Raw genomic sequence first — 15,054 nt, 5'->3', positions numbered from 1 at the left:
CGCGAAGCCCCCGGTTGTTCCCCCGTGATCGGGGGCTTCGTTCTGCCCTCTCCCCCACTTCACCGGCGCGTCACCCCACCCTTCGCTCACCCTGGGTCACCGCCAAGGGATCATTTGTGGTGCCCTTAGGCGCAACCCCTCTGCGCAGGTACGATGCACCTCGGTGGGGTCAATTCCCGTCCACGGCAAGGCGGTTCAGTGCATTGCCCACGGTCGCCCTCCCGGCGCCGGGGGGTCCGGGGGCTCCCCCCGGAAAACACAGCACAGGTGCACTTTGTGGGGGACCTGATGGACATCGGCACTCAGGGCGCACCGGCCCCGGCCGACCTCGCCTGGGTGCGCGGCGTGGACGCCTACACCATGGGGGCCTACCCCCAGGCGGAGGAGGAGTTCCGCAGCGCCGTGCGGCTCGACCCCGGGATGGCCGACGGCTGGCTCGGACTCCATGCGCTGCGCGTCGACACCACGACCGCGTTGCTGCGCATGTACCGCAACCGCGAACGCTTCGGCGAGCAGCGCGCCCGGCACCGCCGCACCCTCAACTCCTGGTACTGGCTGGGCTGGTGGGTCCAGCCCGTGCTCGAGAGCCCACGTGATCTCCTGCTGGCGCACGCCTCCCACTGGCTCGACGGCCGCCATGTGCCCGAGCTCGACCGGGCGCTCGCCGGACTGCCGCCGGTCGACGCCGATCCGCAGGTGCGGTTTCTGCACGCCTGCCGCGCCTATCTGGTCAAGGACTGGGAGCAGCTCGTGCGCCACACCGAGCCGCTGGTCAACGATCCGGTGCTGGGCATCGAGGCAGGTCTCTTCGGCGGCATGGCCCGGGTGCGTCTGGAGATGTACGGACAGGCCGAGCCGCTGCTGTCGGCCGCGCTGATGCGCTGCCGCAGCGAGCAGCCGCAGCGCAAGGAGCTGCGGTACTGGCTGGCGCGCGCCCACGAGGGCACCGGGCGCAGCGCGGCCGCGCTGCCGCTGTACCGGGCGGTGCACCGTATCGACCCGGCGTTCATGGACACCTCGGCCCGGCTCGCCGCGATCGCCGAGTACGACGGGATGGACGGCTTCGACGACTCGGCCGGGCTCGCCGTCTCCCTCGCCGGCTACGGCCAGGACGCGGTGGACGCACAGGCGGAGGGCGAAGGCTCCCCTGCCGCCGACGCCCGTATCGGCATCGATCCGCAGACCCAGCTGCCCGGCTCGGTGCCCGCCGCACCGCCCGAGACCATCCGCCACCGGGCGGCGGTGCCCGCGCAGCCGGCGCCGCCGCTCTTCCCGGCCGGCCCCACCGACCCGGACCTGCTCGCCGACGCGCTCGCCGAGCTGGACCGGATGGTGGGTCTGGAACCGGTGAAGCGGCAGGTCAACGCCTTGTCGGCGCAGCTGAAGATGGCGAGACTGCGGGCAGGACAAGGCCTGCCCGTACAGCCTCCGAAGCGCCACTTCGTCTTCTCCGGCCCCTCCGGGACCGGCAAGACCACCGTGGCCCGCATCCTCGGCCGGGTCTTCTACGCGCTGGGGCTGCTCGGCGGTGATCATCTGGTGGAGGCCCAACGGTCCGATCTGGTGGGCGAGTTCCTCGGCCAGACGGCGGTGAAGGCCAACGAACTGATCGACTCGGCGCTCGGCGGTGTGCTGTTCGTGGACGAGGCGTACAGCCTGTCCAACTCCGGCTACAGCAAGGGCGACGCGTACGGCGACGAGGCTCTTCAGGTGCTGCTGAAGCGGGCCGAGGACAACCGCGACCATCTCGTGGTCATCCTGGCCGGCTATCCCGAGGGCATGGACCGGCTGCTCGCCACGAACCCCGGATTGTCGTCCCGCTTCACCACCCGCGTCGACTTCCCCTCGTACCGACCGCTGGAGCTGACGGCGATCGGCCAGGTGCTGGCCGCCGACAACGGCGACATGTGGGACGAGGAGGCCGTCGACGAGCTGCGGTCCATCAGCGGCCATGTGGTCGACCAGAGCTGGATCGACGAACTGGGCAACGGGCGCTTTCTGCGCACCCTGTACGAGAAGAGCTGCGCGTACCGCGATCTGCGGCTGTCCGGCTACCCCGGCACGCCGACCCGCGAGGACCTGGCCACGCTGCGGCTGCCCGACCTCATGCAGGCGTACGGCGAGGTCCTGTCGGGCCGCGGTCCGCGGGACCGCGGCCCCCAGGAGCCTCCGCCGGTCTGAGCCTCAGCCCACCAGCGCCGTGTCCCGGGCCGGGGGCGTGGTCCGGGGCGTGGACGGCACGGTGATCCGGTGGGACGGGTCGCGGACCTCGCCGACCAGCATCTCCAGCACGTCCTCCAGCGCGACCAGGCCCAGTACCTGTCCCGACGCGTCCGCGACCTGCGCCAGATGGGTGGCGGCCCGGCGCATCACGGTGAGGGCGTCGTCCAGCGGCAGTTCGGCCCGCAGCGTCGCCATGGGCCGCCAGATGTGCTGGGGCACGGCCCGTTCGCGGTCCTCCAGGTCGAGGACGTCCTTCACATGGAGATAGCCCATGTACGGCCCCGGCCCCTCGGCGCTCACGGGAAAGCGGGAGTAGCCGGTGCGGACGGTCAGTTCCTCGATCCGGCGCGGGGTGACCGACGGCGGAACCGTCACGAGGGCCGCGCGGGTGATCAGGACGTCGCTCACCGGGCGGGAGCCCAGTTCCAGGGCGTCCTCGAGCCGCTCCTGCTCGGCCGGCTCCAGCAGCCCGGCCTGCCCCGAGTCCTCGACCAGCTGGCCCAGCTGGTCGCTGGTGAAGACGGACTCCACCTCGTCCCTCGGCTCGACCCGGAAGGCACGCAGCACCAGCCGGGCACAGGCGCCGAGTGCCGCGGTGACCGGACGGCACAGCCGGGCGAAGGCGACGAGGCCCGGGCTGAGCCAGAGCGCGGTCTTCTCCGGTGCGGCCATGGCGAGGTTCTTGGGCACCATCTCGCCGATGACGAGATGCAGGAAGACCACCACGGCGAGCGCGATCACGAAGCCGAGCGGATGGATCAGGCCCTCGGGAACGTGTGCCGCGTGGAAGACCGGCTCCAGCAGATGCGCGACGGTCGGCTCGGCAACCGCGCCGAGGGTCAGCGAGCAGATGGTGATGCCGAACTGTGCGGCCGCCATCATCTGCGGCAGATTCTCCAGTCCGTGCAGCACCTGCCGGGCCCGGGCCGAACCCTCCGCCGCGAGGGGTTCGACCTGGCTGCGGCGGACGGACACGAGCGCGAACTCGGCCCCGACGAAGAACCCGTTCGCCAGGACCAGCAGTCCGGCGAAGGCCAGTTGGAGAACGCTCATCGCGCTGCCTCCGTGAGCACCGGGACATCGGCGGTGCGCACGAGGCGCACCCGCTCGGCGCGGTAGCGCTCCACCTGGCGCACGGAGAGCCGCCAGCCGGGGAGTTCCGCGCGGTCCCCGGGGGCGGGGATGCGGCCCAGCAGATCGGCGACGAGTCCGGCCACGGTCTCGTACGGACCGTCGGGCACATCGAGGCCTATGCGGCGCAGGGTGAGCACCCGGCAGCTGCCGTCCGCCTCCCAGGCCGGCCGGCCGTCCTCGGCTGCCACCGGCGCGAGTTCGGGCTGGGCGTCGGCCTCGGCGTCGTGCTCGTCGCGGACCTCGCCGACGAGCTCCTCGACGATGTCCTCCAGGGTCACGACCCCGGCGGTGCCGCCGTACTCGTCGACCACCACCGCGATCGGCTGCTCGCTGCGCAGCCGCTCCAGCAGCTGCTGGACGGGCAGGGTCTCGGGGACCAGCAGCGGCGCGACGGCGACCTGGTCGACGGGGATGCGCGTGCGCTGGTCGGCGGGGACGGCGAGGGCGTCCTTCAGGTGCACCATGCCGACGATCTCGTCGATGCGCTCGCGGTAGACGGGGAAGCGTGAAAGCCCGGTCGCCCGGGTGAGGTTGAGGACGTCGGCAGCGGTGGCGTCGGTCTGGAGCGCGCTCATCTTCACCCGCGGCGTCATCACATGCTGCGCCGTGAGATGGCCGAGCGAGAGCGTGCGGACGAACAGGTCCGCGGTGTCCTGCTCCAGCGCGCCGGCCAGAGCCGAGTGGCGGGCCAGGGACATCAGCTCGCCGGGGGTGCGCGCGGACGCCAGCTCGTCGGCCGGCTCGACACCGAACAGTCGTACGAGACGGTTGGCGGCCGAGTTGAGCAGGGTGATGACCGGGCGGAAGAGGGTCGAGAACAGGTGCTGCGGGCCTGCGACGAACCGCGCGACCTGGAGCGGCCGGGACACGGCCCAGTTCTTGGGGACCAGCTCGCCGATCACCATCTGGACGGCGGACGCGAGCAGCATGCCGATCACCACCGCGGCCCCGGAGACGGCCCCCGCGGGCAGCCCGGTGGCCGTCAGCGGCCCGTGGAGCAGCTGGGCGAGCGCCGGTTCGGCGAGCATGCCGACGACGAGCGAGGTGATGGTGATGCCGAGCTGGGTGCCGGACAGCTGGAAGGACAGCTCGCGCAGCGCCCGGACGACGTTGCCGGCCCGGCGGTCGCCCTCGGCGGCGGCCCGTTCGGCGTCGGGCCGGTCGACGGTGACGAGACCGAACTCCGCCGCGACGAAGAAGCCGTTGGCGAGGATCAGAAGGAAGGCTGCGGTGAGCAGCGACAAGGGGATGATCATGCCGCCGCCTCCTGGGAGGGGGCGGCGCAGGTACTACCGGACGATCCGTCCATTGCTGGAGGGAGTCACTCCTCGGGTCGGTGGAGAGTCCCGCGGGCCGCGGACGGCCGGGGGTGGGCGGGACGGGGCGCGCTCGGCGCCGCCGTCACCAGAGTAGACAAGCAAGCCGCGGACGCGGCAGGGGCATCGCCGCTCGAAACGCTCAGTGAGCGTCCGAGCCGCCGCGGGACTCCGACAGCGCCCGCAGTGCGCGGGCGTCACGGATCGCGTGCTGCTTGGCGATTCCGGGCTGGATGCCCAGTACAGGCAGGCTGGTTCCGTCACTCAGATCGAGGAAGACCCAGGGGTCACCCGGACGGAGGTTGACACGCAGGATCTCCGCCCACTCCAGCCGCCTGGTGCGGGTGATGTTGACGACAGTGACCCCGCTCGTGTCGGCGACGACCTTGGGCCGGCTCAGCAATGTCAGGACACCGAGGAAGAGCACCGCGGTGAAGACGAAGCTGCTCCGCTCCCCCGCGCTGAGGTTCTCCAGCAGCAGGGCGACGGCGGTGATGACGACGAACATCGCCGCGCCCACGGTCAGCAGGACCAATCGGGTGCGTGTGGGCCGGAACGTGACCGGCAGCGCGGGGACTTCGGGCGCGGAAGCGGGCATGGTGTCGGGCATCCTCAGAGCCGGCAGGCGTGAATGGCGGTGGTGAGGATGGCGCGGGCGCCGAGGTCGTAGAGATCGTCCATGATCCGCTGCGCCTCCTTGGCGGCGACCATGGAGCGCACGGCGACCCAGCCCTCGTGGTGCAGCGGCGAGATGGTCGGGGACTCGAGGCCCGGGGTGAGGGCCACGGCCTGCTCCAGGTGCTCGACCCGGCAGTCGTAGTCCATCATCACGTAGCTCCGCGCGACCAGGACGCCCTGGAGGCGGCGCAGGAACTGCTGCACCTTCGGGTCGTCGGTCTCCGCGCCGGTGCGCCGGATGACGACCGCCTCGGAGGTCATGATCGGCTCGCCGATGACTTCGAGGCCCGCGTTGCGCAGCGAGGTCCCGGTCTCCACGACGTCGGCGATGACCTGGGCCACACCGAGCTCGATCGCCGTCTCGACCGCTCCGTCGAGGTGGACGACGGAGGCGTCGATGCCGTGCTCGGCGAGGTGCTTGGCGACGATGCCCTCGTAGGAGGTGGCGACCGTCATGCCGCCGAACTCGCCGACCCCGGACGCGGTGCCGGGCTTGGTGGCGTAGCGGAAGGTGGAGCGGGCGAAACCGAGCTGGAGGATCTCCTCGGCGCTGGCGCCGGAGTCCAGCAGCAGGTCGCGGCCCGTGATGCCGATGTCGAGCCGGCCGGAGCTCACATAGATCGCGATGTCGCGCGGCCGCAGATAGAAGAACTCGACCTCGTTCTCGGGGTCGACGAGCACGAGCTCCTTGGACTCCTTGCGCTGCTGGTAGCCGGCCTCATGGAGCATCGCCGACGCAGGTCCGGACAGTGAACCCTTGTTGGGGACGGCGATGCGCAGCATGAGTCGGGCTTCCTTCGTGCGTAGGGAGTGTTCTGCGTTGACGGGTGTGCTCAGAGGTGGGCGTAGACGTCGTCGAGCGAGATCCCGCGCGCGACCATCATCACCTGGACGTGGTACAGCAGCTGCGAGATCTCCTCGGCGGCGGCTTCCTTGCCCTCGTACTCGGCGGCCATCCACACCTCGGCGGCTTCCTCGACGACCTTCTTGCCGATGGCATGCACACCCTTGTCCACCAGTTCGGCAGTACGGGAGGTGGCCGGGTCGCCGTTCTTCGCCTTGAGCTGCAGCTCGGCGAAGAGCTCTTCGAAGGTTTTGTTCGCCATGATGGTCTCAGAGTAAGGGGTGCGGAAAGGCGGACACGCAGCGCCTCGGCCGACGGGTGCCGGCCGGACGCTCAGCGCCAGGGTTCGCTGACGGTCCGCAGCGTGGCCGCGGTGGCCACGGCGGCGGTCACGGCCTCGTGCCCCTTGTCCTCGTGCGAGCCCTCGATCCCGGCCCGGTCCAGCGCCTGCTCCTCGTTGTCACAGGTCAGTACGCCGAATCCGATCGGGACACCGGTGTCGATCGACACCTGGGTGAGGCCCTGGGTGACGCCCTGGCACACATACTCGAAGTGCGGTGTACCACCGCGGATGACGACGCCGAGCGCGACGATCGCGTCGTAGCCGCGGCCGGCCAGCACCTTGGCGACCACGGGAAGCTCGAAGCTGCCGGGGACGCGCAGCAGTGTCGGCTCGTCGATGCCCAGCTCGTGCAGTGCGCGCAGAGCGCCGTCGACCAGCCCGTCCATCACCTTCTCGTGCCACTGCGCCGCGATCACCGCGACCCGCAGGTCGCCGCAGTTGCGTACGGACAGTTCGGGTGCACCCTTGCCGCTCATGTCTCTCCTTGACGCTTACTGGCTTTACTGGTTGCCGCAGGCGGACGCGCCGGTGGCGTCGAGCCGGGGCAGGTCGTGTCCCATCCGGTCCCGCTTGGTGCGCAGATACCGGAGGTTGTGCTCACCCGCGTGGACGGGCATGGGCTCGCGGCCGTGCACGGTGAGACCGTGCCGGACCAGCGCGCTGATCTTGTCGGGATTGTTGGTCATCAGCCGCAGGCTGCGGACACCGAGGTCCTCGAGGATCTGGGCGCCGGCCGCGTAGTCGCGGGCGTCCGCGGGCAGCCCCAGTTCGAGGTTGGCGTCGAGCGTGTCGCGGCCGCGCTCCTGGAGTTCGTACGCCCGCAGCTTGGACAGCAGGCCGATGCCGCGGCCCTCGTGGCCGCGGAGATAGACGACGACGCCCCGGCCGTTCTTGGTGATGTGCTCCATGGACTCCTGGAGCTGGGGGCCGCAGTCGCAGCGCAGCGAGTGGAAGATGTCGCCGGTCAGGCACTCGGAGTGGACGCGCACGAGGACGTCCTCGCCGTCGCCGATGTCGCCGTGGACGAGCGCGACGTGCTCGATGCCGTCGACAGTGGAGCGGTAGCCGTAGGCGGTGAACTGCCCGAAGGAGGTGGGCAGGTTGACCGCGGCCTCGCGCTTGACCGTCGGCTCGGCGGAGCGCCGGTAGGCGATCAGGTCCTCGATGGAGATGATCGTCAGACCGTGCTTGCGGGCGAACGGGATCAGCTCGGGCAGCCGCAGCATCACCCCGTCCTCGCCGGCGATCTCGACGATCGCCCCGGCGGGGCGCAGACCGGCGAGCCGGGCGAGGTCGACGGCGGCCTCGGTGTGACCGTTGCGGACCAGGACGCCGCCGGACTTGGCCCGCAGCGGGAAGACATGGCCGGGGCGCACGAAGTCGGAGGCTTCGGCCCGGCCGCCGGCCAGCAGCTGGAGCGTGGTGGCGCGGTCGGCGGCCGAGATACCGGTGGTGACGCCGTGGGCGGAGCTCGCGTCGACGGAGACGGTGAACGCCGTCTGCATGGACTCGGTGTTGTGCTCCACCATCTGGGGCAGCTCCAGCCGCTCCAGTTCGTCGCTCTCCATCGGCGCGCAGATCAGGCCGCGGCACTCGCTCATCATGAAGGCGACGATCTCGGGGGTGGCCTTCTCGGCGGCGATGACGAGGTCTCCCTCGTTCTCGCGGTCCTCGTCGTCGACCACCACGACGGGGCGTCCGGCGGCGATGTCACGGATGGCCTGCTCCACCGGGTCGAGGGCGAAGTCCTCGACGTTGTCGGTGGAGTACCAGGTGGGCTGTGCCGTCATGCTGCTGCTCCTTCCAGAGCGGGCTTGACGCTCCCACGGGAGCGCAGCCACCAGTCGCGCATGCCCCACAGGACGAGCGCGAAGTAGACCACGTAGACCAGGCCGGAGAAGGCCAGGCCGCTGTTGAAGGCCAGCGGGACGCCGACGAGGTCGACGAGCAGCCAGGCGAACCAGAACTCGACCAGCCCACGGGCCTGGGCGACCATCGCGACGAGCGTGCCGACGAAGATGTACGCGTCGGCCCACGGGCTCCACGACAGCGACGGGTAGAGGGTGAACAGCCCGCCCACGGCGAGTGTGCCGACGAGGGCACCGCCCGCGAGGAGGCCGCGCTCCTTCCAGGTGGCGAACCGGACGGCGATGGACCCGTCCTGGGCCTGCTCCCGGCCGCGGCGCCACTGCTGCCAGCCCCACAGCGCCACACCGATCACGAGGAGCTGCTTGCCGACGCCGCCGCTGAGCTGGGCGGAGGCGTACGCCGCGACGAGGATGACACCGGAGGCGAACTGGGCCGGCCAGGTCCAGATGGAGCGCCGCCAGCCGAGCGCGAGCGCGAGCAGCCCGACGCAGTTCCCGATCATGTCCGACCACAGGATGTGCTGGTCGAAGGCCGTGAAGGCCTCGGCGTTGAGCCAGGACAGAGCGCTCACCGGGCTGTCTCCTCGGTACCGGCGCCGAGCAGCCGCTCGACGTACTTGGCGATGACGTCGACCTCGAGGTTGACCGGGTCGCCGCTCTGCTTGATGCCGAGCGTGGTCAGCGCGAGGGTGGTGGGAATGAGGCTGATCGTGAAGTAGTCGGGTCCGGCGTCGACGACGGTGAGGCTGACGCCGTCGACCGTGATGGAGCCCTTCTCGACGACGTAGCGCGTGAGGTCGGCGGGGAGCGAGATCTTGACGATCTCCCAGTTCTCGGAGGGCTTGCGCTCCAGGACCGTGCCGACGTTGTCGACATGTCCCTGGACGATGTGCCCGCCGAGCCGCCCGCCGACGGCCATGGGCCGTTCGAGGTTGACGCGGGAACCGGCCTGGAGCGCGCCGAGGCTGGAGCGGTCGAGTGTCTCGGCCATGACGTCGGCCGTGAACTCGCCGTCGGCGGTGTCGACCACGGTGAGGCAGACGCCGTTGACGGCGATCGAGTCGCCGTGCTTGGCGCCGTCGGTGACGACGGGTCCGCGCAGTCGGAAACGCGAGGAGTCGCCGAGGTTCTCGACGGCGGTGACCTCACCCAGTTCTTCGACGATTCCGGTGAACACGCTCAGCGCTCCTTCGGTGTGGCAGTGATACGCAGATCGGGGCCGATACGGACGGCTTCCGTCACGTCGAGGCGCAACGCCTCGGGGAGAGTGGAGATTCCGGCGTCGGCGAGGGCCGCGGGGCCCGCACCGAGGAGGACGGGGGCGAGATAGCCGACGACTTGGTCGACCGCTCCTTCGGCGACGAAGGCGCCCGCGAGGGTCGGCCCGCCTTCGAGCAGTACGGAACGGACGCCGCGTTCGTGCAGCGCCGCCAGCAGGGCCGGCACGGACAGCCCGCGCCCGGCCCTCGGCAGCCGTACGACATCGGGGAGATCGGTGGTCGCGTCGTCGGCGACCGCGACCAGGGTGGGCGCGGCGTCGTCGAGGACCCGGGCGCCGGGCTTCACCACGGTGGCCTCGGTGTCGAGGACGACGCGCAGGGGCTGGGTGGCGCTCTCGATCCCGCGGACCGCGAGGTGCGGGTCGTCCGCGCGGGCGGTGCCGGAGCCGACCACGACCGCGTCGGCCTCGGCGCGCAGCCGGTGGACGTCGGCGCGGGCCTCGGGCGAGGTGATCCAGCGGCTGGTGCCGTCGGCGGCGGCGATACGGCCGTCCAGGGTGGCGGCGTACTTCCACCGGACGAAGGGGCGGCCCCGGCGCATGGCGGTGAGCCAGGCGGTGTTGCCCGCCGCGGCCTCCTCGGCCAGCAGGCCGGCCTCCGCCGGGATGCCGGCGGCGCGCAGGGTGTCACCGCCGCCGGTGGCCTGCGGGTTGGGGTCGGCGACGGCGTAGACGACGCGGCCGATCCCGGCGTCGACGAGTGCCTGCGAACAGGGGCCGGTGCGACCGGTGTGGTTGCAGGGTTCGAGGGTGACGTACGCGGTGCCCCCACGGGCCCGGTCGCCCGCGTCGCGCAGGGCGTGGACCTCGGCGTGCGGGCCGCCGGCGCGCTGGTGGTAGCCCTCGCCGACGATCCGGCCGGATGCATCGGTGATGACACACCCGACGACCGGGTTGGGGCTGGTGGAGCCGAGTCCGCGGGCGGCGAGCGTGATCGCTCGGCGCATGGCGGTGATGTCGGCTGCGGTGGCCACCGGGTCCTCCTGCCTCTTCGGGCACGGACTCCGGGGCCTGTCGACGAACGACAGAGAAGCGGGACGTCACCGTACGGCTGCGCCTGGGCCGAGCACGCCGGTTGTCGTGAAACAACCAGCCACTACGGCCGGCATGCCGCGTAGGGCCGCCCGCCGCGCACTGCCTCCCATCCGGACTTTAACCGTCGGTCCAGGAATTTCACCTGGTCAACCGTCCGCTGGATGCGGACGGGTCGCGGACTGTAACCGCCGGTTCGGAATTTCACCGACCCCGGAGTGCGCTGCTGCTGATACAGGGCAATTCTGCCACGCCTGGGCGTGGGCCATGCGAGTGAACAGATGTGTGCTGACTCACAAGTCTAGACATGCCGCACAAGAGGGCGAGCGCACGGCCGGCCGTGAGGCGAACACCCCGCGGGCCACGATTGGTTCAGACCTATTGACGGACTGGTCTAGTCCTTTTAGTCTCTGGCGCACCTCGGCATGCGCGCGGGGGGGGGTGTGGACTGCCCGGCGGCGGAGTCCCGGCCCTTGCCGCCGTCGGGCTTCTGCCGGACCTGGCAGGGCGCCATGACCTCGATCCTGGTGACGGGCGGCACGGGAACTCTGGGCACTCTGGTGAGCGCGCGTCTGCGCCGCGGCGGGCACGATGTCCGCGTCCTCAGCCGCCATGCGCACCCGTACGCCGTGGATCTGCGTGACGGTACGGGCCTCGACGCGGCCGTCGAGGGAGTCGACGCGATCGTCCACTGCGCCACGAGCCCGCGCGGGGGCGACGACCGGTCGACCGCCAGGCTGACCGAGGCCGCCCGGCGGGCCGGGGTCGGACATCTGGTCCACATCTCCATCGTCGGCGTGGACCGGGTTCCGCTCGGCTACTACGGGGTGAAGCGCGAGACCGAGCGACTGATCGAACAGTCGGGCGCGTCCGGCGGCCCGGGGTGGACGGTGCTGCGCACGACCCAGTTCCACGAGCTGGTGCTGCGCCTGCTGGCCGGCGCGTCCAGGCTTCCGGTACTGCCGCTGCCGTCGGGTGTGCGCGTCCAGCCGGTCGACGCGGGTGAAGTGGCCGACCGGCTGGCCGAGTTGGCCCTCGGACCACCTGCCGGCCGGGTCGCCGACATGGGCGGCCCGCAGATCCGGCCGCTTGCCGACCTGGCGCGCAGCTACCTCCGGGCGACCGGGCGCCGCCGCGGAATCATGCCGGTACGGCTCGTGGGCAAGGCGTACGCGGGCTTCCGCGCGGGCGGCCATCTGGCACCGGAACGGGCCGTGGGGCGGGTCACGTTCGAGGAGTTCCTGGCGCGACGGAAGAACTGAGCGCTCTGGCACCGCCGGGCGCGCGTTTCGCGCTGAGCGCCCCGGTGCCGCCGGGCTTGCTTCCTCGCGCCGAGCGTCCCCGTACCGCGGGGCTGCGCTGAGCACCGGGCGTCGAGCACCCCGGTAAGGCCGGGAACGCATCCTCGTGCTCAGCACCGCGGTCCGCCGGGAACGCATCCTCGTGCTCAGCACCCCGGTCCGCCGACCGGCGACGCGCAAGCTGAACGGCAGGCATCGCGGGGACTGCGCCAAGCGCCCCGGCCTCGCACGCCGAGCACGCAGGCACCGCAGGAACTCCGCCGAGCCCCCCGATATCGCCAGACCCTCGCCTCACACGCCGAACACGCAGGCACCGCAGGACTGCGCCAAGCGCCCCCGCATCGCCGGGCCCGCGCCTTCGCAAGGAGCACCTTGGTACCGCCGGGCCCGCGCCTCCGTGCCGAGCAACCGGAACCGGCGGCCCGCGGCCCGCCACCCGCGCCCGCGCACCCAGGACCCCGCACCCCGCACCCCGCACCCCGCGCCTGCGAGCTCACGCCCCCGGTGCGAACAGCTCGTCCTGGGCCGCCTCCCGGGCCGTCAGCAGCGCACCGTGCAGCACCGCGTCGCCGCCGAGATCACCCGCACGCACCTGGGTCGGCAGCGGAGTCAGCGCCGCCAGCTTGGCCTCGACCCTGGCGGCGAGCTCCTCACCGCCCGCCCGGCCGACCTCGCCGCCCAGGACGACGCAGCCCGGGTCGAGGACCGAGGCCACCGCGGCCGCGCCGAGCGAGAGGCGGTGGGCCAGTGTGTCGAGGAAACCGGCGTGGCCCGAGGCCACCGCCTCGGCGACCAGCGCGGCCGCCGCCGGACCGGGCGCCGGAGCGGCCTCGATGCCGTACTTCCCGGCGAGTTCACAGATCGCGGCGGAGCCCGCCAGCGAGTGGAAGCCGCCGTCGCAGTCGTTCGCCGACGGCAGCCCGGCCGTGCCCGGCACCGGGAGGAAGCCGATCTCGCCCGCGCCGCCCGACGCTCCGCGGCGGAGCCTGCCGTCCAGGAAGAGCGCGGCGCCGACGCCGTGCCCGAGCCACAGGTAGACAAAGGTGTCGCGGTCGCGCGCGGCGCCGGCCCGCTGTTCGGCGAGCGCGGCGAGATTGGTCTCGTTCTCCACCACGACTCGGGCCGGCAGCCGCTCCTGGAGCGCGGAGACCAGGCGGCGGTGCCAGGCGGGCAGCCCGGAGGTGTCGCGCAGTTCGCCGCTCATCGGGTCGATGAGGCCGGGCGCCCCGATGCCGACGCTGTGCAGCCGGGCCGCGCCGGCCTCGCGCACGGTCCGTTCCAGGAGGGCGACCGCCCGCTCGACGGCGGGCTCGGTACCGGTGTCGTCGCCGATGGGCAGGGACGCCTCGGCGAGGGTGACACCCAGCAGATCGGCGACGACGAGGGTCACCCCTTGGGTACGGACGTCGAGGGCGGCGAGGTGCGCGCGGTCGGCGACGATCCCGTACACCCGGGCATTGGGCCCGCGCCGCTGCTCCCCCGACTCTCCGACGACCTGGATCAGGCCGGAGCCCTGGAGCCGTTCCACCAGGTCGGCGACGGTCGGCCGGGACAGACCGGTCATGGCCTTGAGCTGCCCTGCCGTCAACGGGCCCTCGCGCTGGAGCAGTTGAAGGGCGACCCGGTCGTTGATGGCCCGGGCGGTACTGGGGGATGCGGGCATGCCTGGATCCTTCCAGATCTGATCCGGCCACTATTTATCAGGCAGGGTTCCTGATAGTTTACGCGAACCAACCGCGGGGAGGAGCAGAATCATGGCGGAGGAAGCGGCCTACGGGCAGCGGCAGTTGCGGCGGGCTCGGTTCGCCGTCGCCGCGGTCTTCTGTGTGCACGGCGCGGTCACCGGCAGCTTCGCCACCCGGATCCCCTGGATCCAGGACCATGCCGCGGTCAGCGCGGGTCAGCTGGGCCTGGCCCTCGCCTTCCCCGCCCTCGGCGCGTCCGTCGCGATGCCCCTCGCCGGCGCGGTCAGCCACCGCTTCGGTGCGCGCAACGCGCTGCGCGGACTGCTCGCCCTGTGGACGCTCGCCCTGACACTCCCGGCTCTGGCACCCAACCTGCTCGGTCTGTGCGCGGCGCTTTTCGTGTTCGGTGCGACGGCGGGCATGTCCGACGTGGCGATGAACGCCCTCGGCGTGGAGATCGAGAACCGGCTCGACCGCTCGATCATGTCCGGACTGCACGGCATGTGGAGCGCGGGCGCTCTGATCGGATCCGCCGGCGGCACCCTCGCGGCCCATCTGGGCAGCGACGCCCGCCTGCATCACGCCCTGGCGGCGCTGACCCTGACCGCGCTCGGACTGATCGCCTGCCAGGGCGTACTGGATCTGCGCAGCGCGCCCGACGAGGAGCCCCCGCCGCGCTTCGCCCTGCCGCCCACATCAGCGGTCGTCATCGGGGCGATCGGCTTCTGCGCGGTCTTCGCGGAGGGCGCGAGCCTGGACTGGTCGGCGGTCTATCTGCGGGACGTGATGGACACGTCACCGGGTCTCGCGGCCGCCTCGACCACGGCCTTCGCCCTGACGATGGCGGTCGCCCGGCTCGCCGGCGACCGGATCGTGGACCGTTTCGGCCCCGTGCGCACGGTGCGCTGGGGCGGAGTCCTCGCGACGGCGGGCGGGCTCACCGTCGTCCTCGCACCGCATCCGGCGCTGACGATGACCGGCTTCGGATTCATCGGACTGGGTGTCGCCGTCGTCGTCCCGCTCGCCTTCGCGGCGGCCGGACGCAGCGGCCCGAATCCCAGCCAGGCCATCGCGGGCGTCGCGACCATCACCTACACCTCAGGCCTGATCGCACCCTCGGCGATCGGCGCGGTCGCCGACGCCACCAGCCTGGTGGTCTCCTTCTCCCTGGTGACGGCCCTGGCGTTCGGACTGACCCTGGGGGCCGGTGTGCTGCGGTCGGCCGGGCGGGAGCAGGCCAAGGCGGGGACTCAGGACCGGGCCGTATCCGAGCCCCGGACCTGAGGCCCGGCCCTGAGCCGTTCATGGCGCCCGGCGGGCTCCGCGCGCGCCGGGTCCTTCCGCTTCCCGG

14 protein-coding genes and 1 riboswitch are annotated in these 15,054 nt (G+C 71.9%); of the genes, 3 read left to right on the top strand and 11 right to left on the bottom strand.

Going from position 1 to position 15,054, the window contains the following annotated elements; translation table 11 throughout:
- Window positions 1-288 precede the first annotated feature (288 nt).
- Entirely contained in the window at window positions 289-2,181 is a 1,893-nt protein-coding gene (locus RPQ07_RS31000) for an AAA family ATPase (RefSeq protein WP_313947520.1), read from the top strand.
- A gap of 3 nt (window positions 2,182-2,184) precedes the next feature.
- Here the strand turns inward: RPQ07_RS31000 and RPQ07_RS30995 are convergent, their stop codons facing one another.
- The 10 genes from RPQ07_RS30995 to ribD form a co-directional block, all read right to left on the bottom strand.
- A complete protein-coding gene (locus tag RPQ07_RS30995) occupies window positions 2,185-3,276 on the bottom strand; it encodes a hemolysin family protein (protein WP_313947519.1) in 1,092 nt (363 codons plus the stop codon).
- On the bottom strand, window positions 3,273-4,613 hold the full coding sequence (locus RPQ07_RS30990) for a hemolysin family protein (protein ID WP_313947518.1): 1,341 nt from the start codon (window positions 4,611-4,613) through the stop codon (window positions 3,273-3,275). The genes RPQ07_RS30995 and RPQ07_RS30990 overlap by 4 nt, the downstream gene beginning before the upstream one ends.
- A 202-nt stretch (window positions 4,614-4,815) precedes the next feature.
- On the bottom strand, window positions 4,816-5,271 hold the full coding sequence (locus RPQ07_RS30985) for a PH domain-containing protein (protein ID WP_313947517.1): 456 nt from the start codon (window positions 5,269-5,271) through the stop codon (window positions 4,816-4,818).
- 14 nt (window positions 5,272-5,285) lie between these two features.
- Window positions 5,286-6,134 (bottom strand): ATP phosphoribosyltransferase, encoded by an 849-nt coding sequence (gene hisG, locus RPQ07_RS30980; RefSeq protein WP_313947515.1) that lies wholly within the window; start codon window positions 6,132-6,134, stop codon window positions 5,286-5,288.
- A 50-nt stretch (window positions 6,135-6,184) separates the two neighbouring features.
- Window positions 6,185-6,457, bottom strand: a complete 273-nt coding sequence (locus RPQ07_RS30975) for a phosphoribosyl-ATP diphosphatase (protein ID WP_142215995.1) — start codon at window positions 6,455-6,457, stop codon at window positions 6,185-6,187.
- Between the two features lie 71 nt (window positions 6,458-6,528).
- Window positions 6,529-7,014 carry a 6,7-dimethyl-8-ribityllumazine synthase gene (gene ribH / locus RPQ07_RS30970; protein ID WP_313947514.1) on the bottom strand — a complete coding sequence of 162 codons (486 nt, stop codon included), beginning with the start codon at window positions 7,012-7,014 and terminating at the stop codon, window positions 6,529-6,531.
- A gap of 24 nt (window positions 7,015-7,038) precedes the next feature.
- On the bottom strand, window positions 7,039-8,328 hold the full coding sequence (locus tag RPQ07_RS30965; RefSeq protein WP_313947513.1) for a bifunctional 3,4-dihydroxy-2-butanone-4-phosphate synthase/GTP cyclohydrolase II: 1,290 nt from the start codon (window positions 8,326-8,328) through the stop codon (window positions 7,039-7,041).
- The gene (locus RPQ07_RS30960) at window positions 8,325-8,978 is read right to left on the bottom strand and encodes a nicotinamide mononucleotide transporter family protein (protein WP_313947512.1); all 654 of its coding nucleotides are present in this window, start codon (window positions 8,976-8,978) and stop codon (window positions 8,325-8,327) included. Before RPQ07_RS30960 ends, RPQ07_RS30965 begins: the two co-directional genes overlap by 4 nt.
- Window positions 8,975-9,583: a riboflavin synthase gene (locus RPQ07_RS30955; protein ID WP_313947511.1), complete on the bottom strand. Its 609-nt coding sequence runs from the start codon at window positions 9,581-9,583 to the stop codon at window positions 8,975-8,977. Before RPQ07_RS30955 ends, RPQ07_RS30960 begins: the two co-directional genes overlap by 4 nt.
- A 2-nt stretch (window positions 9,584-9,585) precedes the next feature.
- A complete protein-coding gene (gene ribD, locus RPQ07_RS30950) occupies window positions 9,586-10,659 on the bottom strand; it encodes a bifunctional diaminohydroxyphosphoribosylaminopyrimidine deaminase/5-amino-6-(5-phosphoribosylamino)uracil reductase RibD (protein WP_313947510.1) in 1,074 nt (357 codons plus the stop codon).
- Window positions 10,660-10,812: 153 nt separating this feature from the next.
- Window positions 10,813-10,943: riboswitch (FMN riboswitch) on the bottom strand.
- 286 nt (window positions 10,944-11,229) lie between these two features.
- Here ribD and RPQ07_RS30945 point away from each other — a divergent pair.
- Window positions 11,230-11,979, top strand: a complete 750-nt coding sequence (locus RPQ07_RS30945; RefSeq protein ID WP_313947509.1) for an SDR family oxidoreductase — start codon at window positions 11,230-11,232, stop codon at window positions 11,977-11,979.
- 532 nt (window positions 11,980-12,511) lie between these two features.
- On the opposite strand, the gene RPQ07_RS30940 is transcribed toward RPQ07_RS30945, so the two are convergent.
- Window positions 12,512-13,681 (bottom strand): ROK family transcriptional regulator, encoded by a 1,170-nt coding sequence (locus RPQ07_RS30940; RefSeq protein ID WP_313947508.1) that lies wholly within the window; start codon window positions 13,679-13,681, stop codon window positions 12,512-12,514.
- 91 nt (window positions 13,682-13,772) lie between these two features.
- On the opposite strand from RPQ07_RS30940, the gene RPQ07_RS30935 reads away from it, so the two are divergent.
- Window positions 13,773-14,987, top strand: a complete 1,215-nt coding sequence (locus tag RPQ07_RS30935; RefSeq protein WP_313947507.1) for an MFS transporter — start codon at window positions 13,773-13,775, stop codon at window positions 14,985-14,987.
- Window positions 14,988-15,054: the final 67 nt, after the last annotated feature.

This window comes from Streptomyces sp. AM8-1-1 (genome assembly GCF_032229325.1).
Taxonomy (GTDB): domain Bacteria; phylum Actinomycetota; class Actinomycetes; order Streptomycetales; family Streptomycetaceae; genus Streptomyces; species Streptomyces achmelvichensis.
The sequence above is the reverse complement of the archived record's forward strand: the minus strand, read 5'-3'. Positions and strand labels throughout refer to the sequence as shown.

Bases quoted from the DNA above. Each gene is read 5' to 3' on its own strand.
- RPQ07_RS30995 (WP_313947519.1), bottom strand. From the start codon at position 3,276: ATGAGCGTTCTCCAACTGGCCTTCGCCGGACTGCTGGTCCTGGCGAAC.
- RPQ07_RS30940 (WP_313947508.1), bottom strand. From the start codon at position 13,681: ATGCCCGCATCCCCCAGTACCGCCCGGGCCATCAACGACCGGGTCGCC.
- RPQ07_RS31000 (WP_313947520.1), top strand. From the start codon at position 289: ATGGACATCGGCACTCAGGGCGCACCGGCCCCGGCCGACCTCGCCTGG.
- ribH (WP_313947514.1), bottom strand. From the start codon at position 7,014: ATGAGCGGCAAGGGTGCACCCGAACTGTCCGTACGCAACTGCGGCGAC.
- hisG (WP_313947515.1), bottom strand. From the start codon at position 6,134: ATGCTGCGCATCGCCGTCCCCAACAAGGGTTCACTGTCCGGACCTGCG.
- RPQ07_RS30965 (WP_313947513.1), bottom strand. From the start codon at position 8,328: ATGACGGCACAGCCCACCTGGTACTCCACCGACAACGTCGAGGACTTC.
- RPQ07_RS30985 (WP_313947517.1), bottom strand. From the start codon at position 5,271: ATGCCCGCTTCCGCGCCCGAAGTCCCCGCGCTGCCGGTCACGTTCCGG.
- RPQ07_RS30945 (WP_313947509.1), top strand. From the start codon at position 11,230: ATGACCTCGATCCTGGTGACGGGCGGCACGGGAACTCTGGGCACTCTG.
- RPQ07_RS30975 (WP_142215995.1), bottom strand. From the start codon at position 6,457: ATGGCGAACAAAACCTTCGAAGAGCTCTTCGCCGAGCTGCAGCTCAAG.
- RPQ07_RS30990 (WP_313947518.1), bottom strand. From the start codon at position 4,613: ATGATCATCCCCTTGTCGCTGCTCACCGCAGCCTTCCTTCTGATCCTC.
- RPQ07_RS30935 (WP_313947507.1), top strand. From the start codon at position 13,773: ATGGCGGAGGAAGCGGCCTACGGGCAGCGGCAGTTGCGGCGGGCTCGG.